The organism is Nonomuraea salmonea, assembly GCF_042428605.1.
Lineage (GTDB): Bacteria > Actinomycetota > Actinomycetes > Streptosporangiales > Streptosporangiaceae > Nonomuraea > Nonomuraea salmonea.
The window spans coordinates 75,986-91,875 of the sequence record NZ_JBHMCF010000064.1; the positions used below are offsets into that span (position 1 = coordinate 75,986).

The 15,890-nt window shown below is 70.3% G+C and carries 17 protein-coding genes; 9 read left to right on the forward strand and 8 right to left on the reverse strand.

Features of this window, described 5'->3' with window-relative positions; all coding sequences use genetic code 11:
- Positions 1 to 18 precede the first annotated feature (18 nt).
- Complete coding sequence (locus ACFFR3_RS49270) at positions 19 to 1,203, forward strand: cytochrome P450 (RefSeq protein WP_364376678.1); 1,185 nt, start codon at positions 19 to 21, stop codon at positions 1,201 to 1,203.
- 358 nt (positions 1,204 to 1,561) lie between these two features.
- On the opposite strand, the gene ACFFR3_RS49275 is transcribed toward ACFFR3_RS49270, so the two are convergent.
- The 4 genes from ACFFR3_RS49275 to ACFFR3_RS49290 all read right to left on the reverse strand — a co-directional run bounded on the left by ACFFR3_RS49275 (position 1,562) and on the right by ACFFR3_RS49290 (position 4,771).
- Complete coding sequence (locus ACFFR3_RS49275) at positions 1,562 to 2,350, reverse strand: DUF559 domain-containing protein (protein WP_379485465.1); 789 nt, start codon at positions 2,348 to 2,350, stop codon at positions 1,562 to 1,564.
- A gap of 531 nt (positions 2,351 to 2,881) precedes the next feature.
- Complete coding sequence (locus ACFFR3_RS49280) at positions 2,882 to 3,292, reverse strand: DUF2000 family protein (RefSeq protein WP_379485466.1); 411 nt, start codon at positions 3,290 to 3,292, stop codon at positions 2,882 to 2,884.
- Between the two features lie 71 nt (positions 3,293 to 3,363).
- Positions 3,364 to 4,200 carry an SRPBCC family protein gene (locus ACFFR3_RS49285; protein WP_364376687.1) on the reverse strand — a complete coding sequence of 279 codons (837 nt, stop codon included), beginning with the start codon at positions 4,198 to 4,200 and terminating at the stop codon, positions 3,364 to 3,366.
- Positions 4,193 to 4,771: a helix-turn-helix domain-containing protein gene (locus tag ACFFR3_RS49290; protein WP_364376690.1), complete on the reverse strand. Its 579-nt coding sequence runs from the start codon at positions 4,769 to 4,771 to the stop codon at positions 4,193 to 4,195. Before ACFFR3_RS49290 ends, ACFFR3_RS49285 begins: the two co-directional genes overlap by 8 nt.
- A gap of 51 nt (positions 4,772 to 4,822) precedes the next feature.
- On the opposite strand from ACFFR3_RS49290, the gene ACFFR3_RS49295 reads away from it, so the two are divergent.
- Entirely contained in the window at positions 4,823 to 5,644 is an 822-nt protein-coding gene (locus ACFFR3_RS49295) for an AraC family transcriptional regulator (protein ID WP_379485467.1), read from the forward strand.
- Positions 5,645 to 5,771: 127 nt separating this feature from the next.
- On the opposite strand, the gene ACFFR3_RS49300 is transcribed toward ACFFR3_RS49295, so the two are convergent.
- Positions 5,772 to 6,794: a GDP-mannose 4,6-dehydratase gene (locus tag ACFFR3_RS49300; protein WP_364376696.1), complete on the reverse strand. Its 1,023-nt coding sequence runs from the start codon at positions 6,792 to 6,794 to the stop codon at positions 5,772 to 5,774.
- A gap of 250 nt (positions 6,795 to 7,044) precedes the next feature.
- Here ACFFR3_RS49300 and ACFFR3_RS49305 point away from each other — a divergent pair, with 250 nt between their 5' ends.
- The 4 genes from ACFFR3_RS49305 to ACFFR3_RS49320 all read left to right on the forward strand — a co-directional run bounded on the left by ACFFR3_RS49305 (position 7,045) and on the right by ACFFR3_RS49320 (position 11,181).
- A complete protein-coding gene (locus ACFFR3_RS49305) occupies positions 7,045 to 8,295 on the forward strand; it encodes a glycosyltransferase family 4 protein (protein WP_379485468.1) in 1,251 nt (416 codons plus the stop codon).
- 3 nt (positions 8,296 to 8,298) lie between these two features.
- Positions 8,299 to 9,009 (forward strand): class I SAM-dependent methyltransferase, encoded by a 711-nt coding sequence (locus tag ACFFR3_RS49310; RefSeq protein WP_345389436.1) that lies wholly within the window; start codon positions 8,299 to 8,301, stop codon positions 9,007 to 9,009.
- Positions 9,006 to 10,055, forward strand: coding sequence for a glycoside hydrolase family 15 protein (locus ACFFR3_RS49315; RefSeq protein WP_345389439.1), 1,050 nt, complete (start codon positions 9,006 to 9,008; stop codon positions 10,053 to 10,055). The genes ACFFR3_RS49310 and ACFFR3_RS49315 overlap by 4 nt, the downstream gene beginning before the upstream one ends.
- 145 nt (positions 10,056 to 10,200) lie before the next feature.
- Entirely contained in the window at positions 10,201 to 11,181 is a 981-nt protein-coding gene (locus ACFFR3_RS49320; protein ID WP_345389442.1) for a DUF1702 family protein, read from the forward strand.
- A gap of 4 nt (positions 11,182 to 11,185) precedes the next feature.
- Here ACFFR3_RS49320 and ACFFR3_RS49325 read toward each other — a convergent pair whose 3' ends face one another.
- Complete coding sequence (locus tag ACFFR3_RS49325) at positions 11,186 to 11,815, reverse strand: class I SAM-dependent methyltransferase (RefSeq protein WP_379485481.1); 630 nt, start codon at positions 11,813 to 11,815, stop codon at positions 11,186 to 11,188.
- 85 nt (positions 11,816 to 11,900) lie between these two features.
- Between ACFFR3_RS49325 and ACFFR3_RS49330 the strand changes: the two genes are divergently transcribed.
- Genes ACFFR3_RS49330 through ACFFR3_RS49340 form a run of 3 tightly spaced genes read left to right on the forward strand, consistent with a single transcriptional unit; the run spans position 11,901 to position 13,658 of the window.
- Positions 11,901 to 12,353: a pyridoxamine 5'-phosphate oxidase family protein gene (locus tag ACFFR3_RS49330; RefSeq protein ID WP_364376711.1), complete on the forward strand. Its 453-nt coding sequence runs from the start codon at positions 11,901 to 11,903 to the stop codon at positions 12,351 to 12,353.
- Complete coding sequence (locus tag ACFFR3_RS49335; protein ID WP_345389450.1) at positions 12,350 to 12,541, forward strand: ferredoxin; 192 nt, start codon at positions 12,350 to 12,352, stop codon at positions 12,539 to 12,541. The genes ACFFR3_RS49330 and ACFFR3_RS49335 overlap by 4 nt, the downstream gene beginning before the upstream one ends.
- Before the next feature lie 25 nt (positions 12,542 to 12,566).
- Positions 12,567 to 13,658 (forward strand): Zn-dependent alcohol dehydrogenase, encoded by a 1,092-nt coding sequence (locus tag ACFFR3_RS49340; protein ID WP_364376714.1) that lies wholly within the window; start codon positions 12,567 to 12,569, stop codon positions 13,656 to 13,658.
- A gap of 71 nt (positions 13,659 to 13,729) precedes the next feature.
- Here the strand turns inward: ACFFR3_RS49340 and ACFFR3_RS49345 are convergent, their stop codons facing one another.
- Complete coding sequence (locus ACFFR3_RS49345; protein WP_345389456.1) at positions 13,730 to 14,737, reverse strand: sugar phosphate isomerase/epimerase family protein; 1,008 nt, start codon at positions 14,735 to 14,737, stop codon at positions 13,730 to 13,732.
- Positions 14,734 to 15,885, reverse strand: coding sequence for a Gfo/Idh/MocA family protein (locus ACFFR3_RS49350; RefSeq protein WP_345389459.1), 1,152 nt, complete (start codon positions 15,883 to 15,885; stop codon positions 14,734 to 14,736). Before ACFFR3_RS49350 ends, ACFFR3_RS49345 begins: the two co-directional genes overlap by 4 nt.
- Positions 15,886 to 15,890 lie beyond the last annotated feature (5 nt).

Below are 15,890 nucleotides of genomic sequence, written 5' to 3' on the forward strand. Positions count from 1 at the left end.
CCTACGAGGTGACCCCGCGTGCACATCGACCTGGTCGACAGGGACCTATACGCGACCGCTGGACCGCCCCACGCCCAGCTCGCCTGGCTGCGCGCGAACTCCCCGGTCCACTGGCACGAGGGCGACCCGGGTTTCTGGGCCGTCACCCGCTACGACGACGTCGTCCACGTGTCGCGCCACTCCGAGCTCTTCTCCTCCCACCGCAGGCTCGCCCTCTTCGACGAGCTGGAGGAGGACCAGATCGCGCTGCAGCGCCTCATGATGCTCAACCAGGACCCGCCCGAGCACACACGACGGCGCGCCCTGGTGAACCGGGGCTTCACCCCGCGCACGATCGGCGCCCTCGAGCAGCACATCCGCGACATCTGCGACGACCTCCTCGACAAGGTCACGGGCGAGGTCGACTTCGTCACCGAGGTCGCCGCACCCCTCCCCCTGTACGTGATCTGCGAACTCCTCGGGGCCCCCGTCGAAGACCGCGACAAGCTCTTCAACTGGTCGAACCGCATGATCGGCGCCCAGGACCCCGACTTCGCCGACACTCCGGAAAAGGGCTCGGGCGCGGCCATGGAGGTGTACGCGTACGCCAACCAGCTGGCCGCCCAGCGCAAGGCCAACCCCAGGAACGACATCGTCACCCGGCTCCTCCAGCCCAACGAGAACGGCGAGACGCTCGCCGAGGATGAGTTCGACCTGTTCGTCCTCCTGCTGGTGGTGGCCGGCAACGAGACCACGCGGAACGCGGCCTCAGGCGGCATGCTCGCCTTCTTCGAGCACCCCGACCAGTGGGACCGGCTGGTCGCCGACCCCGCGCTGGCGAAGACGGCGGCCGACGAGATCGTCCGCTGGGTCTCCCCCGTGAACCTCTTCCGCCGCACCTCGACCGCCGACCAGGTGCTCGGGGGCCAGGAGATCAAGGCGGACGACAAGGTCGTCGTCTTCTACGCCTCCGCCAACCGCGACACCTCCGTCTTCCAGGACGGCGACGTCTTCGACATCGGCCGCGACCCGAACCCGCACATCGGCTTCGGCGGCGGCGGCGCCCACTTCTGCCTCGGCAACCACCTCGCCAAACTGGAACTCCGCATCCTCTTCGAGCAGTTGGCCCGCCGCCACCCCCACATCCACCAGTCAGGCGCCCCCCGCCGCCTCCGCTCGAACTTCATCAACGGCCTCAAAGAACTGCCCGTGACCATCGGCTAGTGGACGATCGGCAGCCCTTCGGCGAACCGTCACTCGCTCAACCCTGGAGCCAGAACACCGGGCAAGGGGCCCACGAACAAGCAACCTGCGGCTCGACGACCTGCCGACGGACGACCCTCAAGTGGCCGCCCGCGCGCGGGCGGCCTACGCGCGGGCGGCCTACGCGCGGGCGGTCCACGCGCAGGCGACCCCCAGGTGGGCCGCCTGAGCGTGGACGACCCACCGGTGAGGACTCGCAGGTATGTGGCCGATGCGTGGAAGACCCACAAGCGAGCGAACCACCATGCACGGATCGTCGGCTAGCCGAACTGTGGACCGGGGGCGTCGGCTATGGGATCCGTCGGTGGGTGGCGCTGGGTCAGCGGTAGCGGGGTTTGCGGCGGGCGGCGCGGATTCGGGAGAGGATGCGGGTCGTTCCTTGGGGGCCGGGTTGCCAGCCTTGTTCGATCAACGTGTTGGCCACCTGGTGGAGGAGGTCGGCTATTTGGGCGGGGATGACGTCTCGGCGGACGGCTATCACTCGCCAGCCCCGGCGGCGCAACTCCTCTCGCCTGTCCGTGTCGTGTTGCTGGTCGGCGGGTGAGGTGTGGTGTTCGCGGCCGTCGTACTCCACGGCGACCTTGTACTCCTCCCAGCCGAGGTCGAGGTAGGCGGAGCGGTCTTCGCTCAGTTGCACCTTGATCTGGGTGGTCGGTCTGGGGAGGCCGCCGTCCACGAGGATCACCCGTAGCCAGCTTTCCCTGGGTGAGGCGGCTCCTCTGTCGGCGAGGCTGAGGGTGTCGCGCAGGCGCCAGGAGTTGAGGGGGCGGTGCCACAGGGCTTCCAGGTCCACGCCTCGGCGGGCGAACCGGTCGAGGATGGCGACCGCTTCCGTGCGGGGTAGCCAGCGGGCGCAGTCGAGGGCCGTGCGTTCCATAGTGGTGAGGCGGACGCCTTTGTGGCCGGTGATGTCTTCTTGCGGGAGTGGGATCAGGTAGGTCACGCAGCCGGGGATCGCCAGGTGGGTGGGGGCTATCACCTCGACGGGCCACTCGTGGTCGGGAGTGGCCGTGATCTGGAGGCCCCAGATGTGGGCGGCTGTCTGACCGCAGGCGACGGCGTGCGGGACGGCCATGGTGATGGTGCGGGCCCGCTCGATCAGTGGCACGAAGGCGGGTGTCCGTCCTGAGAGTGAACGTGGCCGGCCCGAGAGCTCTTCTGATCGACCCGCTGGCTCCTCAGGTCGACCCGCTGGCTCCTCAGGTCGATCCGCTGGTGCCGCCGCTCGCCTCGTGAGTGCTTCTGGTCGGTTCGCGAAGGTCCGTGGTCGCCCCATGGGTGCCTGCGGTCGCCCAACAGCAAGTGGCTGTTCTGTGGGCGCGAGTGGTCGTGCCGCAGGCGGTAGGGGTTGAAGTGTCTTGGCTGGTTGTGGGCGGCTGGTGGTGGGCTGGGGTGTGTGGATGGTGGGGCGGGTCATGGGTTGAGGATGGCGGCTCGGGGCCGTGGAACCAGGGCCGAATGCGGTTCTGTGGATAAGGGGGTCATCCACAGGACCGCATTCGGTTCGAAGGTCCTGCCGCCGGGAGCGGCTGCTCCCTACGACCAGCCCCTGCGCCGCCCTGCGACCAGCACCTGCGCCCCCTGCGGCCGGTTCCTGCGGCCGGTCCCTGCGGCCGCTCTACTGACGGCCTTTCTCCCGTCAGGGGTGGAGGGTGAGGCCCTTCAGGGATTTGTCCATCGGGGTTTTGGGGCCGTACAGGGCTAGTCCGACCAGGTTGAGGTCCCCGCCCAGGTACGCGCGTACGGCGGCCCGGTTGTCCTCGTCGTTGCCCGTCTTGAACATGTCCTCCGTGTAGACGGCCACGCCCAACCCCCGTCCCACGGCCTTCTCTCGGACCTTGCGCAGCGTGGCGAGGTCCGCCTGGTAGATGACCACAGGCTGGCGGAACATCGGCAGGTACGTGTTCCCCGACCCGTCCTCGTAATCGTCCCCCATCGCCTCCGGCCGCCCACCGGCGATGGCGCTGGCGAGGAAGGCGGTGACGTTCAAGCGTTGCCAGGCGGCGAGGTCCGAGCGGACGACGATGCCGATTTTGGTGTCGAAACGCATGGCCAGCAGCATTCCGGGCCGATAAGGCGGTGTCTTGAACGCTCGTGCGCCGGCCCAGAGACCCGGCACAACTACGCGGTGATGATCGGCTGCCAGCCCGGGATCTCGTGGTAGCGGCGCAGCTCCGCCAGCCCCGACACGAACCCGCCCCACGCGGCGTACGGCGGCCGCGACTCGTCGAAGCCGCTCTGCACCAGCGTCAGCCGCGTCCTACCGCCGGATCCCTCCAGCTCCCACGAGCCCACACCGTTCTCGCCCCAGCCGACGGAGAGCTTGCGGTCCGGCTCCAGCTCCAGGATCCGCGCGGGCTCGGGGTCGTTGTCGAAGCCGCCCATGGCGAACCGCCCGCCGACCTGCGGCTCGATCTCGATGGGGAAGCCGAACCACTTGGAGACCGCCTCGGACGAGGTGAGCGACTCGAAGACCCGCTCGGGCGAGGCCGCGATCTCGACGGTGGTGCGCATCTCCGCCGAGGTGAAGTCGATCTTGTCGGTGAGCGGGCGGCCTTCGAGGTGCTCGGCGAGGTTGGTGAGCACCAGGCACCAGTACGTCTGCAGCACGCCCCTGATGCTCTTGCCGGTGATGACGTCCTGGAAGTCGAAGTGCGTCTGCGACAGCGTCACCACGGTGTGCTCGCCGTCGGCCTCCCAGGTCAGCTCGGTCGTCGTCTCCTCGCCGTCGAGCAGCCAGGCGAAGCGCAGCGTACGCTCGTCGGCGTGCAGCAGCCGCTGGTGCGGCGCGTCGCCCTCGGGCGTCGTACGCCCCCAGAAGCAGAAGCGCCCCTCGGCGAGGTTCACGTCCACGTGCTCGGCCAGCCACCCGCGCAGCGCCTCGGGATCGGTGAGCGCGCTGCGCACCTCCTCGACGCCGGCGGGGATCCGGGCACGCACGATCAACGGCTCAGACATCGTCTCGTTCTCCTTCTGGCTGGGGTGCGGCATGGGGGTAGCAGGCGATGGCCAGCTTGAAGGCGTCGCCTTCGTCCCCGCCGTATCGGGTGAAAAGGTCCTGCAGCAGGGTCTGCAGCTCGTTCAGGAACTCCTGCCGTCGCTCAGGGCGCACGTGGATCTCGCCGGACAGCCCGATGGACGGCAGCTCGGGGGCGCTGCGGTCGAGCGCCGCGATGTCGGCCTGCACCTCCTCCATGAGGTCGAGCAGGTAGCCGAGGCTCAGCTCGTCGCGGGCCTTGCGCAGCCCGATGCGGCCGACGAGGCGGGGCGACAGCCAGTACGACCGCGCGCCCGCCTGGTAGATGCCCTCGTGGACGCCGCGCACCTTGCGCTCGGCCACCTGGTCCACCAGGCCCGCCTCGACCAGCCGCTTGACGTGGTAGTAGACCCGCTGCGGCGTCTGGCCGAGTCGTTCCGCCACCTCTGAGCAGGTGCGGGGCTCGGCCAGCTGCCGCAGCACCTCCACGCGCTGCGGCTTGAGCAGGGCCTCTGCCTGCTCGATCTCTTCCAAGTACAGGACGTCTCTCATCGCAAAAGGAATCCTTTACGTAAAAACTCTCTTTGTCAATAGAGTGGAAGGGTGACGCACGACTGGTCCCGCTACTGGAGGTCGCCCGACCGGCCGCTCGAGGCCATGCACGCCCACTTCGAGCGGCACGTCTACCACCGGCACAGCCACGAGACCTACTCCTTCGGGGTCACGGAGCACGGGGCACAGGCGTTCACGTGCCGGGGGGCGGCGCACACGAGCGCGGCCGGCATGGTCATGGCCTTCAACCCCGAGGACCCGCACGACGGGCACGCCGCGAACGCGCTCGGCTTCACGTACCGGATGGTGCACATCGGGCCCGCCCTGGTCACGGACGCGCTGGAGGACGCCACCGGCCGCCGCGCGGGCCTGCCGCTGTTCGCCAGCCCCGTGGTGGACGATCCGGCGCTCGCGGGCGCGCTGCGCGCCCTGCACGCCGCGCTCCTCGACGACCGCGCGACCGCCCTGCGCCGTGACGAGCTGCTCACCGCCACGGTCGCGGCCATCGTACGTCGCGCCGCGGCCTCCCCCGTGGCAACTGCCCGCGTAAGCACCGGCGCCATGGCCGCCCGCGCCAGGAGCGTCCTGCACGAGCGCCTGACCGACGACCTCACCATCGACGACCTCGCCACGTCGGCGGGCGCCAGCCGGTACGCCGTCTACCGCGCCTTCCACGCCGCCTACGGCATGGCACCCAGCGACTACCAGCGCCAGCTCAGGCTGAGGAGGGCCCGCGACCTGATCGCCACCGGCACGCCCATCGCGGGGGCGGCCGCCGCGTCCGGCTTCGCCGACCAGAGCCACCTGACCCGCTGGTTCACCCGCTACTTCGGCCTGACCCCGGGGGCCTACCGGGCAGCGATCACCCACTGAGCGCCGTAAGGGGCGAGGCGCGGTGAGGAGCCAGGAACGACAGGAGAGGGAGAGGTCATAAGGGGGAAGAAGGGAACGCCGCCGCGCGGCCGGACCAGACAGGGCTGCGCCGGGGGCCGCCCCCGGATCAGGGCCAGGAGCTGTCGTCGTGGGGGTCGCCGCCGTCCCTCAGCAGGTGCAGATCAGCCTCGACCATCATGGCGACCAGTTCGTCGAACGACACCTTGGGCTCCCAGCCGAGCTGGGCCCGTGCCTTCTTCGGGTCGGCGCAGAGGAGGTCGACCTCGGCGGGGCGGTGCAGGGTCTGGTCGGTGACGACGTACTGCTCCCAGTCCAGGCCGGCCGCGCTGAACGCGGCCTCCACCAGTTCCCTGACCGACTTCATCCGGCCGGTGCCGATGACGTAGTCCTCGGGGGTGGCGGCCCGCAGCATCAGGTGCATGGCCTTGACGTAGTCGCCGGCGAAGCCCCAGTCGCGGCGCGCCTCCAGGTTCCCGAGGCGCAGCTCGTTCGCCAGCCCGAGCTTGATCCGGGCGACGCCGAGCGAGACCTTCCTGGTGACGAACTCGGCCCCGCGCCGCGGCGACTCGTGGTTGAACAGGATGCCGGAGACGGCGAACATCCCGTACGACTCGCGGTAGTTCTGGGTGAGGAAGTGGCCGTACGCCTTGGCGACGCCGTACGGGGAGCGCGGGTGGAAGGCGGTGCGCTCGTTCTGCGGGGTCTCGCTGACCTGCCCGAACATCTCAGAGGACGAAGCCTGATAAAAACGGATCTGTCCGGACGCCGACCCGCCCCGCGACACCCCGGAACACACCCGGATCGCTTCGAGCATCCGCAGGACGCCCATCCCGGTCACCTCGGCCGTGAGCTCCGCCTGCTCCCACGACATCGGCACGAACGAGATCGCACCCAGGTTGTAGACCTCATCGGGCTGAACGCGTTCCACCGCCGAGATCAGCGACCCCTGATCGAGCAGATCACCCCGCACCACCTGGACGTCGGCGAGCAGCTTGCGCATCCGCGACACGCGCGGGTTCGCCTGCCCGCGGGCCAGCCCCCACACCTCGTACCCCTGCTCCAGGAGGTGCTCCGCCAAGTAGGAACCATCCTGGCCGGTGATGCCGGTGATCAGCGCGCGCCTGGCCAAGGGGTCCTCCAACGATCGCCTGCCCCATCCCTTAGGGACGGAATGTACCGCCAAGCACCTCTTTGAGGTACCGAGCCGCCTAGAACACGTTCCACCGAACCACGCTCGGTCACGGCAACGTCGCAGTTCGCACGACCTGTGAGCCCGGTTGTGAACAATTCCAGCCGACCTACCGAATGGTAGCCTTTTCGGACTAAGGTCATCTTTCACGGTACACGCCCGACTCAGGGCCCTACCGGCGGAGAAAGGGGTGTCCGTGCGGGAGCCAAAGCTGCGGATCGCGCTTCTGTCCTACCGCAGCAAACCCACCTGCGGTGGTCAGGGTGTCTACCTCCGTCATCTGAGCCGGGAGCTCGTGGCGCTCGGGCACCACGTCGAGGTCTTCTCCGGCCAGCCGTACCCCGAGCTGGACGAGGGCGTCATCCTGCGGGAGGTGCCGAGCCTCGACCTCTACCGCGACGAGGACCCGTTCCGGACCCCCAAGCTGCACGAATACCGCGACTGGATCGACTGGCTGGAAGTCGGCACGATGTGGACGGCCGGCTTCCCTGAGCCGCTGACGTTCACCCTGCGGGCCTACCGCGAGCTGAAGAAGCGCGTCGGCGACTTCGACGTGGTGCAGGACAACCAGACGCTCGGCTACGGCCTGCTCGGCATCCAGCGCCTGTTCCCCGTGGTCGGGACCATCCACCACCCGATCAGCGTGGACCGCCGCATCGAGCTGGAGGCCGCAGAGGGCGCCAAGAAGCTGAGCCTGCGCCGCTGGTACGGCTTCGTGAAGATGCAGTCCCGCGTCGCGCCCAGGCTCAGCCCCATCCTCACCGTCAGCGAGTCGTCGCTGGCCGACATCCACCGCGACTTCAACGTCCCCCAGGCCAACATGCGGCTGATCCCCCTCGGCGTGGACACCCGCTACTTCCACCCCCGGCCGGACAAGCCCCGCCGCAAGGGCTCGATCGTGGCCGTGGCCAGCGCGGACTCCCCCATGAAGGGCGTCGCGACGCTGCTGCGCGCGGTGGCCAAGCTCGCCACCGAGCGCGACGTGAACCTCACCGTCGTCAGCAAGCCCACCCCCGGCGGTCCCACCGAGCAGCTCGTCCAGGAGCTGTCGCTGCAGGACCGGGTGCGCTTCGTGCACGGCATCTCCGACGACGAGCTGGGCGAGCTGATCGCCACCTCGGAGATCTCCGTCGTGCCCTCCCTGTACGAGGGCTTCTCCCTGCCGGCCGTCGAGCACATGGCCTGCGCCACGCCGCTGGTCGCCAGCCGTACGGGCGCGCTGCCCGAGGTGGTCGGCGACGCCGCCGTGCAGGTGCCGCCGGGCGACGCCGAGGAACTGGCCGCGGTGCTGCGCCGGCTGCACGACTCCCCCGAGGAGCGCGAGCGCGTGGGCAAGGCGGGATACGACCGCGTCATGGAGCGCTACACCTGGCACGTCGTGGCCAAGCGGACCGTCGAGGCGTACCACGAGGCCATCGACAACCACAAGAGGAGAGGCTGAGCAGTGCTGACCGTGGACTTCGCCCGGCTTCCCGTGGGCCCCGGCGTGCGCGTACTCGACCTGGGCTGCGGCGGCGGCAGGCACGCGTTCGAGGTGCTCCGCAGGGGCGCCGACGTGACCGCGTTCGACATGGACCAGGCGGAGCTGGACGGCGTCGCGGCCATGTTCACGGCGATGGACAAGGCGGGCGAGGTGCCGGACGGCGCCACCGGCGAGATCGTCCAGGGCACGGCGCTGGACATGCCGTTCGAGGACGGCAGCTTCGACCGGGTGATCGCGGCCGAGGTGCTGGAGCACATCCCCGACGACATGACGGCCATGCGGGAGATCTTCCGCGTGCTGCGCTCCGGCGGCACGGCGGCGGTCACGGTGCCGAGCTTCCTGCCCGAGCGGATCTGCTGGGCGCTGGACGAGGCGTACCACACGGCGCCCGGCGGCCATGTGCGCATCTACACGCTGGCGGAGCTGTCGGCGAAGCTGAAGTCGGTCGGGTTCGAGATCGGCCCGCACCACCACGCCCACGGCCTGCACGCGCCCTACTGGTGGATCAAGTGCGCGGTCGGCGTGAACAACGACGACCATCCCCTCGCCAAGGCCTACCACCAGCTGCTGGTGTGGGACATCATGAAGCGCCCGGCCGCGACCAGGATCGCCGAGAGCCTGCTCAACCCGGTCATCGGCAAGAGCGTGGTCCTCTACATCAGGAAGCCATGATCTCCCGCGCGCAGGTCGTGCGGACGGCCGAGAGCATCGCCGCGATCCAGCAGGACGACGGCGGCGTTCCGTGGCCCGAGGGCCACGTCGACGCGTGGAACCACGTCGAGTGCCTGATGGCGATGTCCGTGGCGGGCCTGCGCGAGCCGGTACGCCGCGGCTACGCCTGGCTGGCCCGCCACCAGCGCCCCGACGGCTCCTGGCCGATGAAGCTCATGGACGGTGTTGCGGCCGAGCGGGGCGGCGAGAGCAACCACGCCGCCTACGTCGCCGTGGGCCTGTGGCACCACCACCTCGTCACCGGCGACCAGGGCTTCACCGAGGAGCACTGGCCGATGGTCAAGGCGGCACTCGACTACGTGGCGGGGCTGCAGACCGAGCGCGGCGAGATCGTCTGGGAGCGCGACGCCGAGGGCAGGGCCGCCTCGTACGCGCTGCTGACCGGCTGCTCCTCCATCCACCAGGGGCTGCGCTGCGCCGTACGGCTGGCCGAGCACCTGGGCGACCCGCAGCCGCACTGGGAGCTGGCCGCCGGCCGCCTGGCGCACGTGGTGGCGGCGCACCCTGAGGCGTTCGCCGACAAGAGCCGCTTCTCGATGGACTGGTACTACCCGGTGCTGGGCGGCGCCGTACGCGGGCGGCAGGCGCTGGAGCTGCTGGAGCGCGAGTGGGCCACGTTCGTGGTGCCGGGGCTCGGCATCCGGTGCGTCTCCGACCAGCCGTGGGTCACCGGTGCCGAGACGTGCGAGCTGGTGCTGGCGCTCGACGCGCTGGGCGACGGCGAGCGGGCCGGCGCGCTCTTCGCCGACATCCAGCACCTGCGGCACGAGGACGGCTCGTATTGGACGGGCTGGCAGTTCGCCAACCGCAGGCATTTCCCGCACGAGCGCTCCGGTTACACCGCCGCCGCGGCGGTGCTGGCGGCCGACGCCCTGCTCGGGCTGTCGCCGGGCGCCGGGATCTTCCGCGACGTGGACGGGACCGCGGTGTCGGATCCCGAGGTGTGCGGATGCGCCGCCGTACGCGGGGCCGAAGAAGGCCGCTGACCGGGGCACAAGCGCTTTTGCCGGTTCTTTGCCGGGGAAATCCGGTGCGCCGCCGCCGAACGCCGCAATGGGGTTACTAGCTTCGTGTCTGGCCGTACGAGGCGTCTTCGGGGGAAGCGTGGGCGACACGGGCACAACTTCGTTCTTGGACCAGGTCGGGACCGAGCCGACAACCCTGCCGGCACTCTCGCGCCCGAAGGGGCTGCTGAGATGGCTGGCGAAGGATCCGCTGGAGTCCGATCTGAGCCGGCGCAGGTTCCGGCTCAGGGGCGGCGCTCCCCGTACGGCCTTCGGCAAGGCCGAGCAGTCGTACGTCTTCGGCTTCAACGCGGCGATCTCCCGCGAGGTCGAGAAGGTCGAGGAGATCCCGCAGGAGCAGCGGCCCTTCGGCTACGAGGGAGCCGCCGCCGCCTGCACCGTGCTCGACCTGCTCACATTGACTCGGGGCCGGCGCCTTCACGAGCTACTGGCCGGCCCCGCCCAGCATCACCGCCACGCCGCGTACGTCGGCGCCGGGCGCGGCTACGCACTGCTGCGGCTGCGCCCGGTGTGGGGCGCGCGGCGGGCGCACCCGCTGCTGCGCTGGCTGGCCGTGGACGGGTTCGGCTTCCAGTGGGGCCTGTCCAGGACCGACCGCATGGTGGGCGAGCGCACGATGCCCGACCTGCTGACCAGGGCGCACTGCGCGGTGTTCGACCAGGGGCTCGGGCGGCTGCTGTGGTATCACGACTGCGCCTCGCCCGACGACGTGGCGGCGCGCGTCGCGAGCTACCCGCCCTCGCGCCGGGCCGACCTGTGGAGCGGGGTCGGGTTCGCGGCGACGTACACCGGCGGCGCCGAGGCCGACGAGCTGTGGTGGCTGACCGAGCACGCGGGGGGCGACGGGTTCCGCGCGTACCTGGCGCAGGGCTGCGCGTTCGCGGTGAGCGCGCGGCTGCGCTCGGGGCTGCTGCCGGACCATCTGGCGCAGGCCGTGCCGATCCTGGCGGGCGCCGAGCCCGACGAGGCGGCCGCGTGGACGGACGAGGCGCTCATCGCGCTCGGCCACGAGGCGCACACCCACGAGGACTTCCAGAAGTGGCAGTCGCGGATCCGCGGCGCCTGGACCCGCCGCCACCGCTACTGAGCGCTCAGACGCCGGGTGCGACGCGCTCCAGCACGCGCAGCGACCCGGTCACCGACACCTCTTTGAACGCGCCGGAGGCCAGGGCACGCAGGTAGACCCGGTAGGGGGCCTGGCCGCCGTCGGCCGGGTCGGGGTAGATGTCGTGGAAGACGAGCGCGCCGCCCTCCATGACGTGGGGCGCCCAGCCCTCGTAGTCGCGGGTGACCGGCTCGTCGGAGTGGCCGCCGTCGATGAACAGCAGGCCGAGCGGGGTGCTCCAGAGCCGGGCCACCTGCTCGGAGCGCCCGACGACGGCGATCACCTCGTCCTCGAGCCCGGCCGCGGCGATCGTGGCGCGGAAGACCGGCAGTGAGTCCATCTTGCCGAAGCGCGGGTCGACCAGGCTCGGGTCGTGGTGCTCCCAGCCGGGCTGGATCTCCTCGGAGCCGCGGTGGTGATCGACGGTGACGACGACGGAGCCGGTCTGCCGGGCCGCCGCGCCGAGGTAGACGGCCGACTTGCCGCAGTAGGTGCCGATCTCGCCGATGGGGCCGAGCGGACCGTAGTGGCGGGCCGCCTCATAGAGGGCCAGGCCCTCGTCGTCGGGCATGAATCCCTTGGCCTCGCGGGCCGCGCGCAGCAGCTCTGGCGGCATCGTCATAGCCTCTGACCCTAGCCGAACCGAACAACATTCCGCCGGGCTCTTGCCGGGCCGTTCTGGAACCTGTTCTACTTGGCACGTGAATCAGCGCGCTCGCATCGCGATGCCGGACGACGACGTCACCGCGTTCGTCGAGAACTCCGGCAAACTGCAGCTGGCCACCATCAATCCTGACGGAACACCACACCTGGTCACCATGTTCTACGGCCTCGACGAGGGCCGCATCGCGTTCTGGACGTACGCCAAGTCCCAGAAGGCCAGGAACCTCGCCCGCGACCCCCGCGTGAGCTGCCTCGTCGAGGCCGGCGAGAGCTACGACGAGCTGCGCGGCGTGCTCGTCTACGGCACCGCCGCGCTCGTGGACGACCGCGAGCACGTCATGGCCATCGGGCTCAAGGTCGCCCGCCGCACGACGCCGGGCGTGGCCGACGAGCTGCTGCTCCCGTACGTGGAGAAGACCGGGCTCAAGCGGGTTGCGTACGTCGTCGAGAGCACCAAAGTGGTCTCATGGGATCACAGGAGGCTCAGATGAAGGTGAAGGTCGACGAGCTGGTCTGCGAGGCCAACGCCGTGTGCATGGGGCTCGCGCCCGAGGTGTTCGAGGTGGACGACGACGACCAGCTCCACATTTTGCTCCCCGAACCGCCCCCCGAGTTGCAGGACCGCGTCCGCCACGCGGTCAGGTCCTGCCCGAAAGCCGCCCTGTCCATCGAGGACTAGCCCCCCAGGCACGAGGAGGAACCTCATGCGCGCCGCGATCCTGCACGCCGTAGGCACCGACAGCAAGCTCGACCTCCGCGACGACGTCACCCTGGCCCCCGTCGGGCCGACCGATGTGCGCGTCAGGATCCGGGCCACCGGCGTGTGCCACTCGGACCTGTCGGCCATGTCCGGCGTGCTGCCGCAACCGGTGCCGCTCATCCCTGGCCACGAGGGCGCGGGCGAGGTGGTCGAGGTGGGCGAGCACGTCAGCACCGTCGAACCGGGCGACCACGTGATCATCAGCTGGCGCCCGGCGTGCGGCGAGTGCGACCTGTGCGTGGGCGGGCAGCCGTACCTGTGCATGAAGTACGTGATCGAGTCCTTCAGCAAGGGCAACTTCCGCTTCGGCGGCGACGGGGCGACGGCGTTCGGCATGGCCGGCTGCGGCACCTGGGCGGAGGAGGTGATCGTGCCCTGGCAGGGCGCGATCAAGATCGACGAGGACGTGCCGTGGGAGGCGGCGGCGCTGATCGGCTGCGGCATCACGACCGGCGTCGGCGCCGCGATCAACACCGCGAAGGTGCGGCCGGGCTCGACGGTCGTGGTGATCGGCTGCGGCGGCGTCGGCCTGTCGGTCATCCAGGGCGCCCGCGTCTCCGGCGCCAGGACGATCCTGGCGGTGGACCCGCTGGTGTCCAAGCACGAGCTGGCCAGGAAGGTCGGCGCCACCCACACCGCCACCCCCGAGCAGGTGCCGGAGTCGCTCAGCGAGCTCACCGGCGGCGCGGGCTTCGACTACGGCTTCGAGGTGGTCGGCAAGTCCGCCACCATCCAGAGCGCGTGGCAGCTCACCCGCGCGGGCGGCGACGTGATCGTGGTCGGGGCGGGCGCGATGGACGACATGGTGTCGATCTCGGCGTTCAGCCTGCTGTTCGACGGCAAGAACCTGCTGTCCAGCCTGTACGGCGAGGCCGACGTGCGGCACGACTTCCCGTACTTCGCCAAGCTCTACAAGGCCGGCCTGCTCGACCTCGAGTCGATGATCAGCTCTCGCATCCGGCTCGGCGACCTCAACGAGGCAGTCGAGGCGCTGCGCGGCGGCGAGGTGCTGCGGCAGATCGTCATCATGGACTGACACCCCACGACATACGCCGGCCGGCGCCCCCCGGAGGAAGGGAGGCGCCGGCCGGTTCGGTCCCCCGCCGCTCAGGTGGTGGAGAAGGCGGCGTCGAAGGCCGTGGTGGGCGGGGTGATGGCGTTGAGCGTGCGGATGTAGCCCAGCGCCTCCTTGGCCCCGTCGAGCCGGTCCATGCCGGCGTCCTCCCACTCGACCGAGATCGGCCCCTCGTAGCCGATCGCGTTGAGTGCGCGGAAGCAGTCCTCCCACGGCACGTCGCCGCGGCCGGTCGAGACGAAGTCCCAGCCCCTGCGCATGTCGGCCCACGGCAGGTGCGACGACAGGCGGCCCTTGCGGCCGTCGCCGACGCGGAGCCGGGTGTCCTTGCAGTCGACGTGGTAGATGCGGTCCTTGAAGTCGAGGATGAACCCGACCGGATCGATGTCCTGCCACACCATGTGCGAGGGGTCCCAGTTGAGGCCGAACGCCGGCCGGTGGCCGATGGCCTCGAGGGTGCGCACGGTGGTGTGGTAGTCGTAGGCGATCTCGCTCGGGTGCACCTCGTGGGCGAAGCGCACCCCGACCTCGTCGAACACGTCGAGGATCGGGTTCCAGCGGTCGGCGAAGTCCTGGTAGCCCGCGTCCACCATCGAGGCGGGCACCGGCGGGAACATCGCGACCGTGTGCCAGATCGACGAGCCGGTGAAGCCCACCACGGTGTCCACGCCGAGCGCCGCCGCGGCGCGCGCGGTGTTCTTCAGCTCCTCCGCCGCCGCCTGGCGCACCGACTCGGGGTCGCCGTTGCCCCAGATGCGGGCCGGCAGGATCGCCTTGTGCCGCTCGTCGATCGGGTGGTCGCAGACGGCCTGGCCGACCAGGTGGTTGGAGATCGTCCACACCTTCAGGCCGTGCTTGTCGAGCTGGGCCCGCTTCTGCTCCACGTACGAGGGGTCGGACACCGCCTGCGCCACGTCGAAGTGGTCGCCCGAGCAGGCGATCTCCAGGCCGTCGTAGCCCCACTCGGCCGCCAGCCTGCACACCTCCTCGAAGGGCAGGTCGGCCCACTGTCCGGTGAACAGCGTGACTGGTCTCATCAATCCTCCACGTTCGTGTAGCGGCTGCCGTCAGCCGCGCTGCGCTCGACCGCCTCCAGCACCCGCTGCACCCGTAGCCCGTCGGCGAACGAGGGCGTCGGGTCGGCGCCGGTGGCGACCGCCTCCAGGAAGTCCCTGACCTCGTGGGTGAAAGTGTGCTCGTAGCCGAGGCCGTGGCCGGGCGGCCACCAGGCGCCGACGTACGGGTGGTCGGGCTCGGTGACCAGGATGCGCTCGAACCCGCCGCCGCCGGCGCTGAACCACAGCTCGTTCATCGACTCGAAGTCGAACGCGAGGCTGCCGAGCGAGCCGTTGATCTCGATGCGCATCGCGTTCTTGCGCCCGTTGGCGAAGCGGGTGGCCTCGAAGGAGGCCAGCGCGCCGCCGGACATCCGCCCGATGAACAGGGCGGCGTCGTCCACCGTGACCTCGCCCCTGGCCGACGAGCCGGTGGCGCCGAGCCCGGCCGACTCGGTGGCGAGCGGACGCTCCTTGATGAACGTCTCCGTCAGCGCGGAGACGCCCACGAGGTTCTGGCCGGTGATGAACTGGGCGGCGTCCACGATGTGGGCGCCGATGTCGCCCAGCGCGCCCGAGCCGGCCTTGTCCTTCTGCAACCGCCAGACCAGCGGGAACTCCGGGTCGACGATCCAGTCCTGCAGATAGACCGCGCGGACGTGCCGGATCTCGCCGATGCGTCCTTCCTCGACGTACCGGCGGGCGAGCGCGACCGCGGGCACCCGCCGGTAGTTGAAGGCCACCATGCTCTTGCCCGGCGCCGTGGCGGCCGCCGCCGCCATGGCCTCGGCCTCGGCGACGGTGTTGGCCAGCGGCTTCTCGCAGATCACGTGCTTGCCTGCGGCCAGCGCGGCGATGGCGATCTCGGCGTGCGAGTCGCCAGGCGTGCAGATGTCCACGATCTGCACGTCGTCACGCTTGATGACCTCTCTCCAGTCGGTCTCGGCGTCGGCCCAGCCGAGCTGCGCCGCGGCCGCCGCGGTACGTTCCTTCGACCGGCCCGCGAGCACCGCCATGCGCGGCGCCAGCGGCAGGTCGAAGAACGCTCCGACACTGCGCCAGGCCTGGGAGTGGACACGGCCCATGAAGGCGTAGCCGATCATGCCCACGCCGATGGTGGTTCTGTCTGACATGCAAC